This window comes from Providencia lanzhouensis, from assembly GCF_050469745.1.
GTDB classification, from domain to species: domain Bacteria; phylum Pseudomonadota; class Gammaproteobacteria; order Enterobacterales; family Enterobacteriaceae; genus Providencia; species Providencia lanzhouensis.
The window spans coordinates 568,908-591,529 of record NZ_CP174123.1 but is presented as its reverse complement, the minus strand read 5'-3'; the positions used below and the strand labels follow the sequence as shown (position 1 = coordinate 591,529).

The 22,622-nt window shown below is 45.2% G+C and carries 17 protein-coding genes; 5 read left to right on the top strand and 12 right to left on the bottom strand.

Annotated features, from left to right (window positions below; genetic code table 11):
• Window positions 1–33 precede the first annotated feature (33 nt).
• A complete protein-coding gene (locus ACIH2S_RS02635; protein WP_036954990.1) occupies window positions 34–423 on the top strand; it encodes a YidB family protein in 390 nt (129 codons plus the stop codon).
• Window positions 424–487: 64 nt separating this feature from the next.
• On the opposite strand, the gene metE is transcribed toward ACIH2S_RS02635, so the two are convergent.
• Entirely contained in the window at window positions 488–2,767 is a 2,280-nt protein-coding gene (gene metE, locus ACIH2S_RS02630) for a 5-methyltetrahydropteroyltriglutamate--homocysteine S-methyltransferase (RefSeq protein WP_272535788.1), read from the bottom strand.
• A gap of 108 nt (window positions 2,768–2,875) precedes the next feature.
• Here metE and metR point away from each other — a divergent pair, with 108 nt between their 5' ends.
• Window positions 2,876–3,832, top strand: coding sequence for an HTH-type transcriptional regulator MetR (metR, locus tag ACIH2S_RS02625; protein ID WP_036954997.1), 957 nt, complete (start codon window positions 2,876–2,878; stop codon window positions 3,830–3,832).
• On the opposite strand, the gene ACIH2S_RS02620 is transcribed toward metR, so the two are convergent.
• The 3 genes from ACIH2S_RS02620 to ACIH2S_RS02610 form a co-directional block, all read right to left on the bottom strand.
• Window positions 3,729–4,616 carry a carboxylate/amino acid/amine transporter gene (locus tag ACIH2S_RS02620; RefSeq protein WP_036983738.1) on the bottom strand — a complete coding sequence of 296 codons (888 nt, stop codon included), beginning with the start codon at window positions 4,614–4,616 and terminating at the stop codon, window positions 3,729–3,731. The genes metR and ACIH2S_RS02620 overlap by 104 nt on opposite strands.
• Before the next feature lie 66 nt (window positions 4,617–4,682).
• Complete coding sequence (locus ACIH2S_RS02615; RefSeq protein WP_036955001.1) at window positions 4,683–6,332, bottom strand: Na+/H+ antiporter; 1,650 nt, start codon at window positions 6,330–6,332, stop codon at window positions 4,683–4,685.
• A gap of 292 nt (window positions 6,333–6,624) precedes the next feature.
• Window positions 6,625–7,971 carry an NCS2 family permease gene (locus ACIH2S_RS02610; RefSeq protein WP_036955005.1) on the bottom strand — a complete coding sequence of 449 codons (1,347 nt, stop codon included), beginning with the start codon at window positions 7,969–7,971 and terminating at the stop codon, window positions 6,625–6,627.
• A 552-nt stretch (window positions 7,972–8,523) separates the two neighbouring features.
• On the opposite strand from ACIH2S_RS02610, the gene ACIH2S_RS02605 reads away from it, so the two are divergent.
• On the top strand, window positions 8,524–10,209 hold the full coding sequence (locus tag ACIH2S_RS02605; RefSeq protein WP_430248051.1) for an ArnT family glycosyltransferase: 1,686 nt from the start codon (window positions 8,524–8,526) through the stop codon (window positions 10,207–10,209).
• A 68-nt stretch (window positions 10,210–10,277) separates the two neighbouring features.
• Here ACIH2S_RS02605 and ACIH2S_RS02600 read toward each other — a convergent pair whose 3' ends face one another.
• Entirely contained in the window at window positions 10,278–11,474 is a 1,197-nt protein-coding gene (locus ACIH2S_RS02600; protein WP_108479336.1) for an MFS transporter, read from the bottom strand.
• Window positions 11,475–11,813: 339 nt separating this feature from the next.
• Here ACIH2S_RS02600 and ACIH2S_RS02595 point away from each other — a divergent pair, with 339 nt between their 5' ends.
• On the top strand, window positions 11,814–12,371 hold the full coding sequence (locus tag ACIH2S_RS02595) for a helix-turn-helix domain-containing protein (RefSeq protein ID WP_036955464.1): 558 nt from the start codon (window positions 11,814–11,816) through the stop codon (window positions 12,369–12,371).
• Window positions 12,372–12,416: 45 nt separating this feature from the next.
• On the opposite strand, the gene ilvN is transcribed toward ACIH2S_RS02595, so the two are convergent.
• From ilvN to ACIH2S_RS02575, 4 genes are all read right to left on the bottom strand, one after another.
• Window positions 12,417–12,701 (bottom strand): acetolactate synthase small subunit, encoded by a 285-nt coding sequence (ilvN, locus tag ACIH2S_RS02590; RefSeq protein ID WP_108479335.1) that lies wholly within the window; start codon window positions 12,699–12,701, stop codon window positions 12,417–12,419.
• A 2-nt stretch (window positions 12,702–12,703) separates the two neighbouring features.
• On the bottom strand, window positions 12,704–14,401 hold the full coding sequence (ilvB, locus tag ACIH2S_RS02585; RefSeq protein WP_430248050.1) for an acetolactate synthase large subunit: 1,698 nt from the start codon (window positions 14,399–14,401) through the stop codon (window positions 12,704–12,706).
• A gap of 104 nt (window positions 14,402–14,505) precedes the next feature.
• Complete coding sequence (gene ivbL, locus ACIH2S_RS02580) at window positions 14,506–14,595, bottom strand: ilvB operon leader peptide IvbL (protein ID WP_108479355.1); 90 nt, start codon at window positions 14,593–14,595, stop codon at window positions 14,506–14,508.
• Between the two features lie 249 nt (window positions 14,596–14,844).
• The gene (locus ACIH2S_RS02575; protein WP_036955024.1) at window positions 14,845–15,363 is read right to left on the bottom strand and encodes a single-stranded DNA-binding protein; all 519 of its coding nucleotides are present in this window, start codon (window positions 15,361–15,363) and stop codon (window positions 14,845–14,847) included.
• 343 nt (window positions 15,364–15,706) lie between these two features.
• Here ACIH2S_RS02575 and uvrA point away from each other — a divergent pair, with 343 nt between their 5' ends.
• Window positions 15,707–18,541, top strand: a complete 2,835-nt coding sequence (gene uvrA / locus ACIH2S_RS02570) for an excinuclease ABC subunit UvrA (RefSeq protein WP_430248049.1) — start codon at window positions 15,707–15,709, stop codon at window positions 18,539–18,541.
• A 103-nt stretch (window positions 18,542–18,644) separates the two neighbouring features.
• Here uvrA and ACIH2S_RS02565 read toward each other — a convergent pair whose 3' ends face one another.
• The 3 genes from ACIH2S_RS02565 to dnaB all read right to left on the bottom strand — a co-directional run bounded on the left by ACIH2S_RS02565 (window position 18,645) and on the right by dnaB (window position 22,593).
• Window positions 18,645–19,841, bottom strand: a complete 1,197-nt coding sequence (locus ACIH2S_RS02565) for an aromatic amino acid transaminase (RefSeq protein WP_036955033.1) — start codon at window positions 19,839–19,841, stop codon at window positions 18,645–18,647.
• Between the two features lie 64 nt (window positions 19,842–19,905).
• Window positions 19,906–20,988, bottom strand: a complete 1,083-nt coding sequence (gene alr / locus ACIH2S_RS02560) for an alanine racemase (protein WP_108479333.1) — start codon at window positions 20,986–20,988, stop codon at window positions 19,906–19,908.
• Between the two features lie 195 nt (window positions 20,989–21,183).
• Window positions 21,184–22,593, bottom strand: a complete 1,410-nt coding sequence (gene dnaB / locus ACIH2S_RS02555; RefSeq protein ID WP_036955040.1) for a replicative DNA helicase — start codon at window positions 22,591–22,593, stop codon at window positions 21,184–21,186.
• Window positions 22,594–22,622: the final 29 nt, after the last annotated feature.

Genomic DNA, 22,622 nt, shown 5'->3' with positions numbered 1-22,622 from the left:
TGAACGCATCAATTACGTTATCGAGGAGTCAAAATGGGTCTGTTTGATCAAGTGTTAGGCATGGTTGCAGGCGATAAAATGCAACAGTTTCAATCTGTTATTGATTGGGTTGAAAAGCAAGGCGGGCTCTCAGGTGTCGTCGATAAATTTAACACTGAAGGCTTAGGCGGGATCGTTTCATCATGGGTTGCTGAAGGTGAAAATTTGCCAGTTAATGCTAGCCAGTTAATGCAAGTTTTCGGTGATTCAGGGATCCAAGAACTCGCTCAACGCGTTGGTTTAGATCCACAACAAGCAACAGATATGGTCGCTAAATATTTACCGACTATCGTAGATAGCGCGAGCCCGAATGGTGTGCTACCAGAAAATATCGATTTAGCCTCAATTGGCATGAACTTACTGAAACAAAAACTGTTCGGTTAAGCCCAGTCTTTGGCACAAATAAAAGCCCACTTTAAAGTGGGCTTTTTACTAAACTAACCCGTTACTAGCTTTGATACTCATTTCGCAGTTTTTTCGCCGCTTCCACCATGTTTGCCAGTGCTTGGCGAGTCTCCGTCCATCCGCGGGTTTTTAAACCGCAATCTGGATTCACCCATAAACGTTCCACTGGCACTCGCTGTGCAGCCTTACGTAATAGCGCTACAATCCACTCTACATTTGGGACGTTAGGCGAGTGAATATCATAAACCCCCGGACCAATTTCATTTGGGTAATCAAAATCTTCGAATGCATCTAATAAATCCATATCCGAGCGCGAGGTTTCAATGGTGATAACATCAGCATCTAGCGCAGCAATCGAATCCATGATGTCATTAAACTCGCAATAACACATATGGGTGTGAATTTGCGTCTTATCATCGGCGATGGCTGCACTTAATTTAAAGGCATCCACCGCCCAAGTCAGATAGTCATTCCATTCATCGCGACGCAGCGGTAACCCTTCACGTAACGCTGGCTCATCAATCTGAATAATGCCAATACCCGCTTTTTGTAAATCATCCACTTCGTCACGCAATGCCAGCGCAATTTGCTTGGCTATCGTTTCACGGCTGACATCTTCCCGAGGGAATGACCAACACAGGATGGTCACCGGGCCTGTCAGCATTCCTTTCACCGGTTTATCCGTCAACGACTGCGCATACTTGGCCCACTCCACGGTAATGGCTTCTGGGCGGCTAATATCACCGATGATCACAGGTGGCTTCACGCAGCGAGAACCGTAACTCTGTACCCAACCATTTTGCGTAAAGACATAACCATCAAAGTGTTCACCGAAGTATTCCACCATGTCATTTCGCTCAGCTTCACCATGCACGAGGACATCAATATCCAGCAGCTCCTGCTCCTTGATAGCTTGTTTGATGTGCTCACTGATACTGGTGCGGTAATTCAGTTGGTCTACATTCCCTTTTTTGAAATCAAGGCGCAAAGAACGGATTTCACTGGTCTGCGGGAAAGAGCCGATTGTCGTGGTTGGCCACAATGGCAGATTAAAACGTTGGCGCTGAAGTTCAGCACGCTCTACATAAGGGCGAGTACGCTCGGTATCTTTCGCGTTAATTGCCGCTAAGCGCTGAGCGACCTGTGCATTATTGACTCGAGAAGAGGTGCGTCGATCACGAATTGGTGCACTATAGGTTTCTAACGCTGCGATATTTTCTGCCGTTGGTTGATTGAGTGTTTTCGTCAATAGCGCCAGTTCTTCACATTTTTGCAGCGCAAATGCAAACCAGCTTTTCACTTCGGCATCCAGACGCGTTTCATCATTTAAATCAATTGGGCTATGCAGTAGCGAGCAAGATGAACCAATCCACAGAGCGCGCTCTCCTAGCAGCGGTTTCACCCGTTGGAATTTCTCGCCTAAATCCCCTTTCCATACGTTGCGGCCATTAATTAATCCGAGCGAAAGCACCCAGTCCGCAGGAAGCGCTTGATGCAATGCTGCGATATCATCCTTACCCGCAACCACATCCACATGCAATCCTTGCACTGGCAGTTGTTTGATGACATCCAAGTGATGGCTAATACCGTCAAAATAGGTGGTTAACAGTAAGTTAGTTTTACCTGCGAGGGATTGATACGCTTGTTGGTAAGCATTCTGCCATTCAATAGGTAAATCGAGTACCAGTGCTGGCTCGTCAATTTGCACCCATTCCACGCCTTTTTCAGCCAGTCGAGCAAGAATTTCTTGGTAAGCAGGCAGCAGATCCTTCAGCAAGGATAGGCGGTCAAAGGCTGGTCCCTTCACTTTTCCTAACCACAGGTAGGTAATTGGACCAATGACGACAGGTTTAACGTTATGACCGAGTTTTAATGCTTCGTCGACTTCGTCAAACAGTTGATTCCACGACAGTTTAAATTCTTGTCCTTGCTGGAATTCTGGCACGATATAGTGATAGTTAGTATTAAACCATTTCGTCATTTCCCCCGCTGCCGCTGGCTTGCCTGTTGGCGCACGACCCCGAGCTACACGGAATAAGGTATCTAAATCGACAGAGCCATCTTCATTTTGATGACGCGGTGGAACGTTTCCTAGTAATAAACTAGTGGTTAAAACTTGGTCATACCATGCAAAGTCACCGACGGGTAGCAGGTCTACACCTGCATTTTTTTGTTGTTCCCAGTGACGAACACGTAGTTGGTAACCTGTTTCAAGAAGTGCAGATTGGTCAATTTTGCCTGCCCAATAATCTTCTTGTGCACGTTTGAGTTCTCTTTTCAGACCGACACGTGGAAAACCAAGTGTATGATTTATAACAGACATATTGACCCCTTAAAATATTTAGCCGTCTAGATGTTTACACATCTATAATCAACAGGTACTGTATAAAGCACAAGCGCAAATTATTCATCGTCTACTTGAAGGTTTCTCATGATCGAATTAAAACATTTAAAAACGTTGCAGGCGCTCAGCCAATACGGATCATTAGCTGCCACTGCGACGCACCTGCACCAGACTCAGTCTGCGCTATCTCACCAATTCAGTGATTTAGAGCATCGCTTAGGCTACAAACTATTTGTTCGTAAAACTCAGCCCGTCCATTTCACGCCGCAAGGGGAAGTTCTCCTGCAATTAGCGCAACGTATTTTGCCAATGGTGAAAGATGCCATTCGTGTCTGCAATGAACCGACGGTCAGTACGCTACGTATCGCAATTGAATGCCACAGCTGTATTCAGTGGCTGACCCCTGCATTGCAACAGTTTAGACAAGCATGGCCACAAGTGACCGTAGATTTTAAATCTGGCGTGACCTTTGACCCGCAACCCGAGTTACTTTCGCGAGAATTAGATATCGTGATGACCTCTGATATTCTTGCGGATCAAGATTTGCACTACACGCCGATGTTTGATTATGAAGTGAAACTGGTCGTGGCGAATGATCACCCTTTAGCTAAAAAACCGTTAATTGAGCCTCATGATCTTGCCAAAGAGACATTGCTGATTTATCCAGTTCAGCGTCAACGTTTTGATATCTGGCGTCATTTCTTACAGCCAGCGGGTGTTTCACCTAATATTAAAACCGTCGACAATACGCTGATTTTAATTCAGATGGTGGCGGCTAAAATGGGAATTGCGGCACTCCCACACTGGGCGGTGGATTCCTTTGAAAAGCAAGGTTTGATTACGACGAAAACGTTAGGAAGTGGGTTATGGAGCCGACTGTACGCTGCATGTCGTGAAGGAGAACAGCGCCAGCCAGCCATTGAAACATTTACCAATACCGCTACTGATCACGCGGTGGAGAATTTGTCTTACGTGAAGCCGGTGCGAGGATCCAGCGCTTATGCACCCACAGAGACGCAATTATCAGGCTCGACCCCATGGTGAAACTGAGCCAATTAGGATGTTGCTGCCAAATGGCAAAGTTCACTAATAAACCTGCTGGAACCATCATGTTATTCATTATCGCGAGGGTTCCGGCATCCACTTTCGTCGCACCATAGTTCCACAGAAAATAGCCTATCCCCGATGCAACCACACCCAACCAGAGTAAAACTATCCATTGAGCTTGGCTTGTCGGCACCATCGCCTTATTCCCAAACAGTAGCCATCCCATCAAGGCAATCAACGTCGCCCCGAGATAGAACCATGAAAAGGCTTGATGCTGGGGAATCGGGTGCACTTCCATTAAGCGCTTATAGCCTACTTGCCCAAGTGCAAAGAAGATGTTGGCGAGCTGTACAAACATCAATCCAATCCAAAATGATTCGCTGAGGTGGTCATAACGAATAATGGCAGCACCAATCACGGCTAATATCGAGCTAAACAGGTAGCCTTTACGTAGGCGTTGGCGCTCTAAGAGATCGTAAATTAACGTGACATACAGCGGGGTTAATACCGTAAATAGCAAAAATTCTGCCACGCTCAGGTATTTATAGGCTTGGAAAACAAAGTAATACATTATCCCCAGCTGGCAAGCGCCCACCAGCATATACAGTGAGATCACTTTGGCACTGAAGTTACGCCAACGCAGGAAAGGTAGGAATACCAGAGAAGCTAAACTCACGCGGATAAGCACAGACAACCAGCTATCCACCTGCCCTGCGAGGTATTCCCCCATTAAACTAAAAGACGCTGCCCAGAGCAGCGTCGTGAAAACGAGTAACCACATTGTTGTTCACTCTCAAGCACAATGATTTAACAAACAAGATGCCTGTAGAATACTCGTTTTTTCGTTTTAATGCTCTTTTTCAATCAGCACGGCTTCTAATAAATCCAAATCCACCAGCAAGCTTTGCAAGGTTTCATTACTGATTTTCCGTGTTGCACGTAAGTGATAGAGCTCACCGCGTTCTGCACGTAGCGCCGTTAAACGAAAACGCCGTTCAAGATCTTCAATCTGCAAGTTGTGTTCCATCTCGTCTTGGTCGGCGGTTCGACGACGTAAATGACCAATCACCCTTGTCGCGACCTCGTTGATGTCTTCCGAGTCTAATTGCTCTTCCACATCCGCAGATAAACGCTCTTGCATCTTGTTCAAGCTGACAATTGCCACTTCAGCCATTGCTGCTTTCGCCATACGGATTTCGTTAATATCCGCCTCTTTATCCCCCACTTTAAAATTGCGCAGCAGGAGTGGTAACGCCACAACGCCCGCAAAAATGGAGAATAAAATAACCCCAGCGGCGATAAATACTAGCTGGTACCTTGCAGGGAACGGAGAACCATCGGTTAAAAATAGTGGCACCGAGAGCACACCGGCTAAGGTAATCGCCCCGCGAACCCCAGCAAACGACGCTAACCACAATTCACGGACGGTATAGCTCGCGAACTGTAATGGGCGTTTTTTCAGGAACAGACGGCTGAATCTCTTCATCAACCATAACCAGCAGAAACGTAAAATCAGCAAGGCAAAATAGATGATAACGACCGCGGTAAACAGCATCCAGGTTTCGACGCTTGGGTCGAGTTCTGCTTGAATAACCGATGTTTCCCAAATCCCCGGTAATTGCAGACCGAGCATAATGAACACTAAGCCGTTAAAGACAAACTCTAACATCGACCAAACGCTATCAGCACGTAAACGCATCGCCAAAGGCGCATTGCGGATAACGCCGGATTTGGTGATAGTCATACCCGCAGCAACCGCTGCCAAAATACCTGAAAAACCGATATGTTCCGCAATCATGTAAGAGGCAAATGGTAACAGCAGCATGAAGACGATTTGCGTTGCTGGGTCATCCCCACTCCAGCGGCTCATTAAGCGCAGAGACTTGCTGTATAACCATGTAACAGCAACACCTGCCAACAAACCACCGACTGCGACTTTAAAGAATTCGATTGTGACGCCCGATACGCTGAAGACCATCGTTCCCATAGCAATCGCCACGGCGAACTTCAACGCCACCAGACCGGAAGCATCGTTCATCAATGCTTCCCCTTCGAGTACGCTCATCATGCGTTTGGGAATTCGCCCTTTCCCGACGATAGAGGACAATGCCACCGCATCTGTTGGGGAAAGTACAGCAGCCAGCGCAAAGGCGGCAATAAGCGGGATACCAGGCATCAGCCAGTAAATCAAATAACCAATCCCGATAACGGTTACCAATACTAGCACTAATACCAGAATGAAAATTTCTCGTCCATTCTGGAAAAATTCACGGGTAGGAGTTTTCCAACCATCGACGAATAACAGCGGTGGAATCAACAGAACCATAAAGAGTTCAGGGTCAAAAGAGACGTGTAACCCAAACTGAGGCCACGCTAATAATGCACCGATAGCAATTTGAATAAGAGGAAGGGGAATACGGATGGGAATGACTTTCGTCACCACACCAGAAACAGAGACAGCCAAGATCAAAATAAGAATAGTAAAGAAAATTTCCATGTTGCCCTTACTTATTAACTAATGCATACCCTAAATATCGCAGCTTAAAGTATAACGGGAGAACCCAAAATTTGCCTGCCGCCGCATAGTAAGAGATAGCACCGTCCAGACCATGAGATTTTCAGTCAAGGCAGCCACTGGTTAAAAATAGGCATTTTCACTTCATTTACCGCCTTAGCACTATTCTATCCTTAACAGGCTATCTGACGGGAAAATAATTTGGACTTTAGAACGAATCGCAACAATCCGTTAAAGGGCGACAGCAGCTGCCGCCCTATCATTAGAATTACCTTTAGATAGCGAGGTCGGCAGCATAAAACGCTACCAGCAGAACCGCGATAACTACGCTACCAATATTCAGTTTACGCCACTCACCCGCACAAATACGCCCGATAACCAGTGATGCGAAACCTAACATAATACCGGTGACGATATTACAGGTTAATACGATGAATACCGCACACAGTAAACCTGACATCGAATCCACAAAATCATCGAAATCCAATTTCGAGACATTGCTCAGCATCAGCAGACCCACATACATCAGCGCTGGTGCTGTCGCATAGGCAGGTACCAGATAAGATAATGGCGATAAGAACAAGATAAATAAGAATAAAACACCAACAACTACGGCGGTTAAACCTGTACGGCCGCCTGCTGCAGTTCCTGCTGCGGATTCAATATATACCGCAGCGGGTGATGCGCCGATCGCCCCAGCAAAAATGCTGCTGACAGAGTCAGCGGTTAATGCTTTTCCACCATCGATAATCTGACCGTCTTTATCCAGCAAGTTCGCTTGGCCCGCAACAGCGCGGATAGTCCCTGTTGCATCAAAAACTGCTGTCATCACTAATGCCAGAACACTTGGCAGAACCGCCGCTTGAAGTGCGCCCATGATATCCATACTGAACATCAGCGCTAAACCATCTTCACCGAATGAAGGCAGTTTAAAGAAACCTTGGTATTTAACGGCTGGGTCGAAAATCAAACCAATAATCGAAATCGCGATAATGACTAATAACACCCCACCTGGTACACGGCGTTTTTCTAAACCGAAAATTACCGCTAAACCAATCAGAGACATTAAAACAGGGAATGAAGTGAATTCACCCAACGCAACAGGTAAACCTGCATTTGGGTTTTTAACCACTAAGCCAACGCCCGTTGCTGCTATCAACAATAAAAACAGACCGATACCAATACCCGTACCGTGAGCCACGCCCATTGGCATGTTACGTAAAATCCAACTACGGATACCTGTCACAGAGATAATGGTGAATAAACACCCCATTAAGAATACGGCACCCAGCGCAACTGGAATACTAATATGTTGCCCTAACACCAAGCTAAAGGCAGTAAACGCGGTTAATGAGATTGCACAGCCAATTGCCATTGGCAGATTCGCCCATAACCCCATTAATAAAGAACCGAAACCTGCCACTAAACAGGTTGCGATAAACACAGCAGTAGGTGGAAAGCCTGCTTGTCCTAACATACCCGGCACCACGATGACAGAATAAACCATCGCTAAGAATGTCGTTAATCCCGCAATGATTTCGCGGCGCACTGATGAGCCACGCGCTGTGATCTTAAAATATGAATCCAATTTGCAATTGGATGAAGCCTGTTGGCCTGCCATGGTATACCTCTGCTATTAATTTTAGAAAATTCTATGTCACTATTTTTGCTAAGTTTTTTATAAGCATTTATTCAATTTTGCTTGATAACTTAGCGAATATCACCTCAAACTGAAACTCACGTAAACGATTACCTTTTTGATAAATGTTCACTGAACCGAGATAACTGGTGAACAGAATGACTCTCTAGGAACAGTGCGCAAACGTTTGGCTTTTAGAACAAAGTGAGGCGAATTGTGAAGAGCGTAATTATCGTTCGAAAGGGGGGAATTGATCAAGTGTTTTATGGCTGGCCATTTTTTAACCATGAACCATAAAAACTGTGTCATATTCTTACAATCTTCCATAAAAGTCAGTCATATTCCGTTCTATATACTCTTTGTTTAAATATACGCGTGAGAGTGTTGCTAAAATCCCCACTAATATTGAGTTTTTAATAAATAGTCTGTTTATGAACATATTTACTTTCTAATACTAATTAAATAACTCATTTCCCTGGTGATTATTTTTATAAATATATTTTTTAATAATACTTAACACTCGCTATAAATATTATGTCAACCATTACAGCCTCAATTAAAACAATACCAAAAAGTGCCTTAATACTTTTTGCTGTATTTTTACTGATTTATCTCCTTCCCGGGATTTATGGGCATAGTCCATGGAAGCAGGATGAAAACTACAGTTTTGGTATTATTCAAACGATGTATGAAACGGGTAATTGGCTGGTTCCTACCAATGCGGGTGAGCCTTTTATGGAAAAACCGCCATTCTATTATTGGACGGCGACGGTTTTTGCTCATTTATTATCGGGAATGATGCCGTTATACGATGCCGCACGCAGTGCGAGCTTATTTTTTTCTATTATTAATTTTTCATTTTTTATTTTATTAGCTCGTCGCTTTTTTAAATCCGACAGCTTTTCTGATGCCCGTATTTGGATAGCCTTTGCACTGTATGTTTGTGCACCAGGAATATTACGTCACACCCATGAAATGTTCACCGATGTTTCGTTAATTACAGGGGCAACTATCGGTTTATATGGCTTATTAGGGTTAATTCAGCAACAAAAAATTGCTGCATCCGCCTTCTGGCTGTGCCTTGGCACCATTATCACCACCTTATCTAAAGGCGTGTTTATTCCCGGCGTTCTGTGGATCAGCCTATTTTTGGCACCTGTATTTCTTATTCAATGCCGATCTAAACAGTTTTGGCTACCCGCACTATTCGCGGGTTTGGTTGCCCTCATTGCAATTCTACCTTGGCCAGTCATGCTGTATGTACAGCATCCCGAGCTGTTCGTGACTTGGTTTTGGGAAAATAACATTGGTCGCTTCCTTGGATTCTCCGTTGAGAAGTTAGGGGCTAAAGCCAATTTCACGCGTATTCCTTCTGCAGTCGCATTTTTTGCGCTTCCTGCTGGGCTACTGGCAACTGCCTATTTGTTACGTCATCCGCTCAGACGCCTGCGTGATCATAATGAATATTTGATTGCCATATTTCCTGTCCTTGGCGTGGTATTCTTGCAAATGTCTGCCAGTGGGCGAGCGCTCTATTTACTGCCCTTTATTGCTCCGATGGCGCTCCTCGCTGTACAGGCTCTTGGCTGGTTTTCAGAGAAAGTCTTAAACGCATTCGCACGCTTCGCCGCCTTCTTCTGGTCTGGGGTAATTCTCTTTCTGTGGGCTTGCTACGCTATCGTATTAACGGGTCATCACGCCCAATGGTTGCCTGTTTTTGGTCGTTGGCTACCTCTTGATTACCAAATGCATTTTTCTGTATTTGCGTTGATAGCGGGTATTTTTATTACCTGTTTTTGGTTCTTCCGCAATCATCTTATTTCCTCATCAAGCAGCGCTTTCCAAGCGATAAGAAACTGGTCACTGGGAATGGTGAGTGTGTGGAGCATTATTCTCACATTATTTGTTGGTTGGATTGATTATTCAAAAGGCTACGAAGGGGTTTTCCTGGATCTTCGACATCATTTAGAAGGGCAATTTACCCAAAATGACTGCATGGCTTCCGAAAACCTTGGGGAATCAGAAGCACCGATGCTCTATTACTACACCGGTATTTTGCATCAAAGACAGATGGAATTTGAAAAACCACAACAGTGCCGATGGCTGATTGTATTATCCAAAGAAATTCAACCCGCTCCTGAAGACATGGAATTGTTTTGGTCAAATCATCGTCCTGATGAATTTCGCGAAAATTTAGTGGTTTATCGAGTAATAGAATAGTTGGTTGCGAATAAAAATCCCCGAGACAAAACTCGGGGATTTTTTAATACATTAGTGATAAAAAGACGTTACTGAGCTTGTTGCTCAATGGCTTGAGCACCATATTTTTCACGGGTAAACCATAAAAATAGCCCCGCTATTCCAATCAATAATATTGGCAGACCTGATGGCGAAATCGCCGTTGCAGCCCCTGCCAATAACGGACCAGAAAGGTTACCTATACCCCATAACATTGCCGCTGCGGCGTTAGCAATAATCAGCTCATTCCCTCTGAAGTATTGACCAATCTGCACTAAAGCGATGGTGTAAATGGCGCCAGCTGTCGCCCCCAACACAAACAATAAAACCCAGATAAAGTAAGTGTGAGTAATTAAGAATGGCAGCAGCATGCTGGCTCCTAACGTCACCACGCCACAAATACGATACAATTTTTCGCGATTCATATGATCAGCTAACCAACCAAACGGCATCTGCATAATCGCATCTCCTGCCAAAATTGCACTGATCATCATCGCCGCAACCGCCTCGGTATGCCCCATGCCCATCCCGTAAATTGGGAACATCGACAAGATAGTGCCATCGAAAAAAGCAAAAAATAGGATTCCGGCACAAATTCCAGGGGCAACTTTCACGAATTGCACAATTGAAAAGTTAGATTCTGACGCCGTTTCTGCGAGCCTATCTCCCACTTTCTGATCCATCAGTAGGAATAAAGCCACAGAAATTAAGTGAATCAAGGTACAAATAAACAGAGGCGATTTATCTTCCACACCGTAATAGGCAATAAATGACGGACCTAATAATTGGCTCACAGTAAATACCGTCGTGTAAATAGCCAATATCCGCCCTCTCTTGTTTTCAGGGGATAATTCGTTGATCCACGTTTCCCCCAAACAAATCATCACACCACTTGCAAGTCCCGTAATCAACCGCAAAGGGAAAAGTAGCCATAAAGGCAATGAACTTAGTAGTGGCAGTAAGCTAATGGCGGAGATCACCGTCGCGATTAACATAGCTTTGCGCTTTCCACACCACTTCACAATACGCTGTACCACAGGGGCAATCAAAAACATTCCCAAGGCAGGAGCCGCAGAGATAATGCCAATGTACAATTCACTCACACCAAAATTATTCAGTCGCAGCGCCACCATCGGGATACTGAGACCAATCACGATGCCGATAACGGCAATGCTGGTTGTAATCGTAAAAATAGCAAAAGAAGCAGAACGTCGAAAATGTTGAAAACTCGAATTAGCAGGGCTCATTTTTGTATTAATCTGCTCAATTAGGATTAATTGTCAGATATAAACTCCGAAAAGATATTATTTATTTGAAATAAAACACTGTGACACATTCAGTCATTAGAATAATACAAACTAAATTATATCATGAATTTATTCAACAAAATAACACACTGAAAAACAATAAATCTTATTTTTATAACTGTGTATTTAAAAAATAATTTTTAGATTATTTTTCCATTTATTCGCATTCAGCAAAATATTATTTTCATAATATCGGGTTTCTGACATTTCATATTTAAGATGTTAGAATTGGCAGCAGAAATGAGAATTTATAAAAATAATATTGTGGAAGACAGTGTCGTGGAAAATAAAATAAATATAAAAATTGGCCAGAAAGTACGTCTGTTGCGTCAGGCGAGAAACCTTTCTCTGAGTGAGCTTTCCCACTTATCAGGGATCTCCAAAGCCGCTCTTTCTAAGTTGGAATCAGGGGATTCAAACCCGCGCATCGACACCTTAGAGTCCATTGCAGCTGCGCTACGTTTTCCGCTCAGTGACTTATTTACACGCCAAAATGAATCTTATCCCTATTTGGTGAAGGCCACACAGCTTGAAGGCGATTATTTAGAGCAATTTAAATTCCGTATCAGTATGGGAAACGTCTCTGAAATTTGGCAACTCAGTATGAAACGAGGTGCAATTATTAACAGCCCCGCGCATATGGTCGGCACCCATGAACACATTATGGTACACGCGGGCTCCCTTATGCTGCGCTTAGACGATGAGCAAAATGTCGTTCTTGAGGCTGGAGATTTTTACGCTTTCAGCGGAGACTTTCCTCACGCTTACTTATGTATTGAGGGGGATGTACACGCCACCGTCGTGATGACCTATTCACATTTGAGTGATGGAGTTTAATAAGTCAGCCCACAATCCTTGTAGGCTGACCACATTCATTCAGAATTACTGCAAATAATCCTGCATGGTTTCAAACACACGCAAGTCATCGCTAAAACGAACTTCGCGGACGTCTTCCAATTTCTCAACTTGGTTGACCATCTGCGATAAACGCTCATCTTTCTGAACTAATAACCAAATTCGGCTTTCGTCCTTATCTTTAATTGGCATACATAGGATACCATCCACGTTAAAGGCCCGACGCGCAAACAACCCACAAATATGTGACATGACGCCCGGATGGTTGCGAACAATTAATTCTAAGGCGATTGGGTGATGTTCAAATACCATAATTACGCTCCGATCATATCAATATTAGCGGCACCAGGAGGAACCATTGGATATACCTTCTGATTGACATCAATCAGGGCATGAATTAAGCAAGGTCCTTTAGTGTTCATAATCGCTTCCAGCGCCATTTCAGGGTCGGATTCATTATTTAAATCGCACGTTTGGAAACCAAACCCAGAGGCAATTTTAATAAAGTCGGTCTGATACGGGTAAGCTGCTGCAAAGATACGATTCTCAAAAAACAGATCTTGCTGCTGATGAACCATGCCCAGCGCTTGGTTGTTCATTAAAACTATCTTAATGTTTAATTGATGCTCCGCCGCTGTCGCCAGTTCCTGAATATTCATCATCAAGCTACCATCACCAGAAAAACAAACGATGGTTTTATCTGGGTGAGCCAATGCCGCGCCAATGGCTGCCGGTAAACCAAAGCCCATGGTGCCCAAACCACCGGATGTTAACCATTGGCGAGGTCGTGATAATGGGTAAGCTTGCGCCGCCCACATTTGATGTTGCCCAACATCCGTCGTGACAATCGCCTCTTCCCCTGCGGCGCGCGCGGTGGCTAATACCAAACCGTAATGATCTAATGGATCATCCGCATTGGCTAAATTCAGCGGATAATTATTTTTCAGATCATTAACTTGCTGAACCCACTCTTGACGATCATTCCGCTCAACTAATGGCAGCAACAGCTCCAATATTTGTCCCGCATCCGCATGGATAGCAATATCTGGACGTTTGATTTTACTGATTTCCGCTTTATCGATATCAACATGAATAATTTTGGCATTCGGGCAGAACTTTTCCGCTTTACCAATGGCGCGATCATCAAAGCGAGCACCGATAACAATCAGTAAATCAGACTCTTCCATGATCATGTTCGTGCTTCGTGCCGCATGCATACCCAACATGCCCAAATACAGCGGGTGACGCATTGGGATCGTTCCCAGCGCCATCAAGGTCATTGTCGTTGGTAAAGAGGCTTTTTCCGCAAAAGCGATAGCCGTCGCGGTTGAATCTGAGCTAATCACCCCACCACCGAAATAGAGTACAGGACGCTTCGCACGGTTGATCATTTCCGCCGCTTGAATTACTTTTTCCATATCGAAACTTGGGGCTTTATCTTTCGGTAAAACCTCTGGCAGCACATCTAACTCAATGGTCGCAGTCTGTACATCTTTTGGAATATCAATCCAAACAGGTCCTGGACGCCCAGACTCAGCAATACGAAATGCTTCGCAGATAACACGAGGCAGGTCTTCAATGCTGCGCACCAAATAATTGTGTTTCGTAATCGGAATTGAAATACCGTAAGTATCAACTTCCTGAAACGCATCGGTACCAATCATCGAAGATGGCACTTGCGCAGTGATGCATACCAGTGGAATTGAATCCAGCTTAGCATCCGCAATGGCTGTCACTAAGTTAGTGGCACCGGGACCGCTTGAGGAAATACACACTGCCGCTTTGCCTGTGCTACGTGCAATTCCCTGTGCAATAAAACCCGCACCTTGCTCGTGACGCGCCAGTATGTGGCGAATTTTTTTGCTCTGCCCCAGCGCATCGTAGAATGGCAATGCAGCCCCGCCGGGGATACCAGAAACGATGGTAATGCCATGTTTTTCCAACAAATGGACGATCAATTCTGCGCCTGTAAAATAGTTTTTTTGTGGTGATGTTGTGCCCGACTCGCTCATAATTTTTTATTCCTTCACTAGCCTGCGGATCCGAGTTTTAGGTCATAAAAAAACCCCGCTCGGTTTGCGCCGGCGGGGTTTCTAAATCGCGTGATTTGTTCCCGTTACGGCGCTAAGCCCACGACCACCACCACACGCACGACTACCGCGGCTAGTGGCGCGGTAAGTAGTAGGTTTGAACGGTTAGCAGTCATTTTCACGAGAGTTTCCTGTAATTTAATTCTGTCTGATTTTTCATTTTTGTGTTTGCTGCATCTAAGAAACCATAAAACCCTAACCTTCACAACCCTTTTTTTCGTTTTTCTTGGTTGTGGATTTCAAATGAGAGGCATATCACAGAATGTTGTTGAGTTGTGATAATTTGAATTGAAATTGCTCATAAAAAATTAAAGCCCTTAAAATTAAGGGCTTTAATCGATGATTTTGATTTTCTAATTTAGAAATTAGAACGGGATGTCGTCATCAAAATCCATTGGTGGTTCATTGGTTTGTGGCGCTGGTGAACGCGCTGGTGCTGCGCCACCGCCACTGAATTGTTGTGCTGCTTGTGGCTGTTGTGGTTGACCCCAACCGCCTTGTCCGCCGCTTTGACCTTGTGATGGGGCATCGCCGCCGCGACCGCCAAGCATCTGCATTGAACCGCCGATATTTACCACAACTTCGGTGGTGTAGCGATCTTGACCGCTTTGGTCTTGCCATTTACGGGTTTGCAATGAACCTTCGATATAAACTTGTGAACCTTTTTTCAGGTATTCACCAGCAACTTCGGCTAATTTACCGAAAATCACAACACGGTGCCATTCGGTTTTTTCACGCATTTCACCGGTTTGCTTGTCACGCCAACTTTCAGAAGTTGCCAGAGTCAGGTTAGCGACAGCTCCGCCGTTAGGCATATAACGGATTTCTGGATCTTGTCCTAAGTTACCGATAAGAATTACTTTATTTACGCCTCTGGTGGCCATTTATTACTCCTGATGCATTGAATTTTTAATCTCTGGACTGACCGTGAAGTTTACCACGACCTATCTGTATTGCACCATAAATTGAGATTGCTGATGAGAAGTTGCGAAGCGCTTTCCAAATTTAAGTGAAATCTGCATTACTGTTTTTTAGTATAGACGCTAATTATTGGCGTCACAGATAAGTTGCTATCAGTCCCCTATGGAATGAAATATAAAGAGCACATATACTGTATATCCATTCAGCAAATTTTGTGCAATACTAAATCGTTTATTAATACTGGCTCGTTAATTAAGACTACCAAGTTCATTTTTGTTCACTATCAATTCATTCGGGAAGTGGTAAATGGAGAATATCGAAGTCCGCGGCGCACGCACGCATAACCTAAAAAATATCAATCTCATCATCCCCCGAGACAAGCTGATAGTTATTACAGGGCTATCTGGTTCAGGGAAGTCTTCCCTTGCCTTTGATACCCTCTATGCTGAAGGTCAGCGTCGTTATGTTGAGTCACTATCCGCGTATGCTCGTCAATTCCTTTCTTTAATGGAAAAGCCGGATGTTGACCATATCGAAGGGCTGTCGCCTGCTATCTCCATTGAACAGAAATCCACTTCTCATAACCCACGTTCAACGGTTGGGACCATCACCGAGATCCATGACTACCTGCGTCTATTGTTTGCCCGTGTAGGTGAGCCACGCTGCCCTGATCATGATATTCCGCTTGCGGCACAAACCGTTAGCCAGATGGTGGATAACGTCCTCGCACAGCCGACCGATCGCCGCATGATGCTGCTGGCTCCGGTCGTAAAAGAACGTAAAGGTGAGCACGTTAAGTTACTCGATAACTTAGCGAGCCAAGGGTATATTCGCGCCCGTATTGATGGTGAAGTTTGTGATTTATCCGATCCACCAAAACTCGAGTTACAGAAAAAACATACCATTGAAGTCGTGGTTGACCGTTTCAAAGTACGCGACGATATCGCCCAGCGTCTTGCAGAATCCTTTGAAACTGCACTCGAGTTATCTGGCGGCACCGCTGTTGTCGCTGATATGGATGACTCAAAAGCCGAAGAATTAGTGTTCTCTGCTAACTTTGCGTGCCCTGTTTGTGGCTATAGTATGATGGAGTTAGAGCCACGCCTGTTCTCATTCAACAACCCAGCAGGGGCTTGCCCAAGCTGCGACGGCTTAGGGGTTCAGCAATTTTTTGATCCTGAGCGTGTGATTCAAAATCCCGAAATTTCCCTTGCGGGCGGGGCTATTCGCGGCTGGGATCGTCGTAATTTCTATTATTTTCAGATGCTAATGTCATTGGGCGAACACTATAAGTTTGATGTTGAAGCCCCCTATGACTCACTCAGCCCAGCTATTCAAAAAGTAATTTTGTATGGTTCAGGCAAAGAAACTATTGAATTCAAATATCGTAATGATCGCGGAGATATTACCGTACGCTACCATCCGTTCGAAGGTGTGCTTAACAATATGGAACGCCGTTATAAAGAAACGGAATCCACCGCGGTGCGCGAAGAGTTAGCAAAATACATTAGCAACCGCCCTTGTGTGACTTGCTCCGGAACCCGTCTGCGTAAAGAAGCTCGCTTTGTGTTTGTGGAAAATACCACCCTGCCTGAAATTGCAGATTACAGCATCGGTCATGCAATGGAGTTTTTCCAAAACTTAAAACTCAGTGGGCAACGCGCCAAGATTGCCGAAAAAATCCTGAAAGAGATCAGCGACCGTCTGAAGTTCTTAGTGAATGTGGGACTCAATTACTTAAGCCTTTCACGCTCCGCAGAAACATTATCCGGCGGTGAGGCCCAGCGTATCCGTCTAGCAAGCCAAATCGGTGCGGGTCTGGTCGGTGTGATGTATGTGCTGGATGAACCGTCTATCGGGCTCCACCAGCGCGATAATGACCGATTACTGGAAACCCTGATTCACCTACGTAACTTAGGGAACACCGTGATTGTGGTTGAGCACGATGAAGATGCGATCCGCGCTGCTGACCATGTGATTGATATTGGTCCAGGTGCCGGTGTTCACGGTGGTCAAATTGTGGCGCAAGGTACATTGGAAGATATCGTTGCTAACCCAGAATCCTTAACGGGTAAATTCTTAAGTGGTGAGCGCAAGATTGATATCCCACAAATGCGGGTTCCATTTAATAAAGATAAAGTGTTGACGGTGATGGGCGCAACAGGCAACAACCTGAAGAATGTCACCCTGAATATTCCTGTTGGCTTATTTACATGTATTACAGGGGTTTCTGGTTCCGGTAAATCCACGCTCATCAACGATACGCTATTCCCAATTGCTCAGCGCCAGTTAAATGGGGCAACAGTGATTAACCCTGCGCCGTATACCAATGTCGAAGGTTTAGAGCATTTCGATAAAGTGATCGATATCGACCAAAGCCCTATTGGACGCACCCCACGTTCGAACCCAGCCACTTATACGGGTATCTTTACGCCAATTCGTGAGCTGTTCGCGGGTGTACCAGAATCACGGACTCGCGGCTATAACCCAGGGCGTTTCAGCTTTAACGTGAAAGGCGGTCGTTGTGAAGCCTGCCAAGGGGATGGTGTAATTAAGGTGGAAATGCACTTCCTGCCCGATGTCTATGTGCCGTGTGACCAATGTAAGGGCAAGCGCTATAACCGCGAAACCTTAGAAATCAAATACAAAGGTAAAAGCATTCATGAAGTGTTGGATATGACCATCGAAGAGTCCCGCGAATTCTTTGATGCCGTGCCTGCGCTAGCGCGTAAGCTGCAAACGCTGATGGATGTGGGTCTCTCCTACATTCGCTTAGGTCAATCTGCGACAACCTTATCCGGCGGTGAAGCCCAGCGCGTAAAATTAGCTCGCGAGTTGTCTAAACGCGGCACCGGACAGACCATCTATATCTTGGATGAGCCAACCACCGGATTGCACTTTGCCGATATCCAGCAACTGCTTGTTGTCTTGCACCAATTGCGTGATCAAGGCAATACCATCGTCGTCATCGAGCATAACTTGGATGTGATCAAAACGGCAGACTGGATTGTTGACCTAGGCCCAGAAGGTGGTAGCGGTGGAGGTGAGATTTTAATTTCAGGTACCCCTGAGCAAGTGGCTGAGTGTGAAAAATCCCATACTGCGCGTTTCTTGAAGCCTATCTTAGCGCGTGGCTACTGAGTTAACTGAAGTAAAAATAGTTAACAGAAACCGCCAATCAAAATAGAAAAAGGGGAACTCAGTTCCCCTTTTTAATGCTTATATAACCGTTCGTTACTAACGATTACTGGCTAACTGCCGCGAACGCTTCCACGATACGCTTCACGTTATGACGGTTTACACCTGCCATACACACGCGACCTGTTCCAACTAAATAAACCGCAAACTCATCTTTCAGACGGTCAACTTGTTGTTGAGAAAAACCCGTGTAGCTAAACATACCGCGCTGTTTTAACAAGTGGTCGAAGTTTTTGTTTGGTAGTGCTTTTTTCAGCTCATCCACCAAAACAGTACGCATATCTAAAATACGCAAACGCATCTCTTCCACTTCGTCCAGCCATTTGGCTTTTTGTTGGCTATCAGTCAGTACTGCCGCAACAATTTTTGCGCCGTTAGACGGTGGGCTTGAATACAGACGACGGACACCCGCTTTCAATTGACCCAACACGCGGTCGCGCTCATCTTTATCTTTACAGATAACAGATAAACCACCCGCACGTTCACCGTAGATACCAAAGATTTTCGAGAATGAATTGCTGACGAATACTGGCAGACCCGCTTTTACCATCGTGCGAATTGCATAAGCATCTTCATCGATACCTTCCGCAAAACCTTGATATGCGATATCTAAGAATGGGATCAATTTGTGTTCAAGTGCCACTTTCGTCACTTCATCCCACTGAGCTGGGGTTAAATCCGAGCCGGTTGGGTTATGGCAGCAAGGGTGCATTAAGATGATGCTGTTCTCTGGTAACTTCTTGAAGGTTTCCAGCATTTCATCAAATTTAACCCCTTTGGTTTTTTCATCGAAATAAGGGTAGTAATGCACTTTCGTGCCTGCGCCAGAGAAGATAGAGGCGTGGTTTTCCCATGTTGGGTTACTGCACCAGACTTCTGAATTCGGGAAATAATGGTGTAAAAAATCAGCCCCAATTTTCAGTGCGCCAGAACCACCGATGGTTTGTACGGTAGCAATACGCTCTTGAGCAATTAGCGGACAATCTTCACCGAACACCAATTTTTGTAATTCAGTACGGTAATCTTTCAAACCTTCCATTGGCAGATAAAGCGATGCACTTGCCGGAAGTTTTCTCAGTGCAGCTTTCGCTGTGCCGACGGTTTCCAGCTCAGGGGTTTTCCCCTCTGCATCATAATAAAGACCAATACTCAGGTTAATTTTGCCTTCACGAGTATCTTTATTAAATTCATCCATCAGCGATAAAATTGGGTCGCCCGGATAAGCATCAACATGTTGGTACACAGGATATCTCCTACTTGTAGGTTTTCTTTATTACTTTTGTCTTGTGAAAATAACCCTTTAAAACCTATTCGTCTACATATTCCATTGCGACTCGTGAGGTCAATTTCGTCAAAAGCTCATAGTTAATGATGCCTGTTTGTGTGGCAATTTCTTCCACAGGCAGAGCATTTCCCCATAGAATGACGTCATCCCCCACTTTATCGGTGGCATCTGGTCCTAAATCCACGACGGTCATATCCATGGAAATTCGTCCAATAATCGGTACTTTTCGCCCATTTACTAGAACGGGTGTTCCTGATGGTACGTTACGCGGATAACCATCTCCATAACCAATCGCTACCACCCCAAGGCGGGTATTGCGTTCACTGCACCATGTTTCGCCGTAGCCAACACACTGCCCTACCGAATGCTCTCTCACTGCAATTAGGCTGGATTTTAAAGTCATGACGGGTAATAAACCAAAGCTTGCAGCGCTTTTGCCTTCTTGCGGTGAGGCGCCATACATCATAATGCCGGGGCGAACCCAGTCATAATGGGCTTCTGGCCATAAAAGGATCCCCGCGGATGCCGCGATGGATTTTTCACCCGGTTTATCAGAGACAAACTGTTGGAAGCATTCGATTTGTTTTTTGGTGGTTGGGAGTTCAGGCGCATCGGCCTGACAGAAGTGGCTGACAATGTTGATAGGTAAATCCACGTTGCTACAGCTTTGAAGACGTTGGTAAAAACTTTCCGCATGCTGAGGAAGTACGCCAAGGCGATGCATGCCAGTATCGAGTTTCATCCATACTTTGATTTTTTTAGCGAGCTGGGCATTTTCCAGCATTTCCAGTTGTTCAATGCAGTGGATCACCGTATCGATGTTGTATTCCACCATCAACTTCAAATCGGATTTTTCGAAGAAACCTTCTAATAAAACAATCGGTTTTGTCACGCCTTGATGTCGAAGCAGCAGGGCTTCATTTAAACGCGCCACCCCAAAACCGTCGACAATTCCTTGAATTTCGGTGCCAACTCCAATTAATCCATGACCATAAGCGTTTGCTTTAACAACTGCAATCAGACGGCTATTCGGCGCCAATTCTCTCACGCGTTGCAGGTTGTGTCGCAGAGCGCGGCGGTTTATTAATGCGGTTGCCGCTTTCATTTCTTCCTCTTAATTATTCATTTTAAAATTTAACTTATTTAGTCTTCAGTCTTCAATCTTCAATTTTCTATAAGCTCTAAATAATTCGCACTGTGGCTAGGCGGCAAGAGAAGCTAAGCCTGGGGAGCATACAAAAGTATGTGACTCAGGTTAGCGAACGCAGCCAACAACGCCACAGTGTGAAGTATGACGAGATTACTCGTCGTCATAAGCCGGGCCGGCGTAGTTATCAAACCTCGACCACTGCCCATTAAACGTCAGCCTCACCGTCCCTATCGGACCATTACGTTGTTTACCTAAAATAATTTCTGCGACCCCTTTGAGGTCGCTGTTATCGTGATAGACCTCATCACGATAGATAAACATGATTAAGTCGGCATCTTGCTCGATGGAGCCTGATTCACGTAAGTCGGAGTTTACTGGGCGTTTGTCTGCACGTTGCTCCAAGCTACGGTTTAGCTGAGAAAGCGCCACCACTGGTACGTTTAATTCTTTCGCTAACGCTTTGAGGGAACGGGAAATTTCGGCGATTTCTAATGTACGGTTATCCGACAACGCTGGCACACGCATTAACTGAAGGTAGTCGATCATAATCAGGCTTAGCCCCCCGTGTTCGCGGTAAATTCGGCGAGCACGAGAACGCACTTCCGTTGGCGTTAACCCCGATGAGTCATCAATGTACATATTGCGTTTTTCCATCAATATGCCCATGGTGCTCGAAATTCGTGCCCAATCCTCATCATCAAGCTGCCCCGTACGAATACGGGTTTGGTCTACGCGAGACAGTGATGCGAGCATACGCATCATGATCTGGTTGCCGGGCATCTCCAAACTGAAGATAAGTACTGGTTTTTCTTCAGTCATCGCCGCATTTTCACACAAGTTCATCGCAAAGGTGGTTTTACCCATGGATGGACGCGCGGCAACAATAATTAAATCTGAGCCTTGTAACCCTGCGGTTTTCTTATCTAAATCTTGATAACCCGTAGAAACACCGGTGACACCATCATGAGGCTGCTGATAAAGCTGTTCTATTTTCTCAACGGTTTCCGACAAAATCGCTTCAATCCCTTTCGGACCTTCATCTTTATTCGCGCGAGATTCTGCGATTTGGAAAACTTTGGTTTCTGCGAAATCGAGTAAATCTTCGCTACTGCGACCTTGTGGGTCATACCCTGCATCAGCAATATCATTGGCGACAGAGATCATATCGCGAACAATGGCACGTTCGCGCACGATGTCCGCATAAGCGTTAATGTTCGCCGCACTTGGGGTATTTTTCGATAATTCCGCTAAGTAAGCAAAGCCTCCGACGCTGTCCAATTCTCCTTGCTGTTCAAGGGATTCTGACAGGGTGATCAAGTCAATAGGCTTACCCTGCTCCAGCAGGATCTGCATTTGTGCAAAGATTGTGCGGTGAGGACGACTAAAAAAGTCAGCTGACGTGACACGCTCAGAGACCGTGTCCCAGCGTTCGTTGTCTAACATCAGTCCCCCCAATACAGACTGTTCCGCTTCGATAGAGTGCGGCGGAAGTTTTAAACCTTCCATTTGCTGATCGCGCGGTGGGTTTGTCTTGTAATCTGAGGAGGGTTTTTTAGCCATACTTGAAATATCCACGTCTATAATTAACC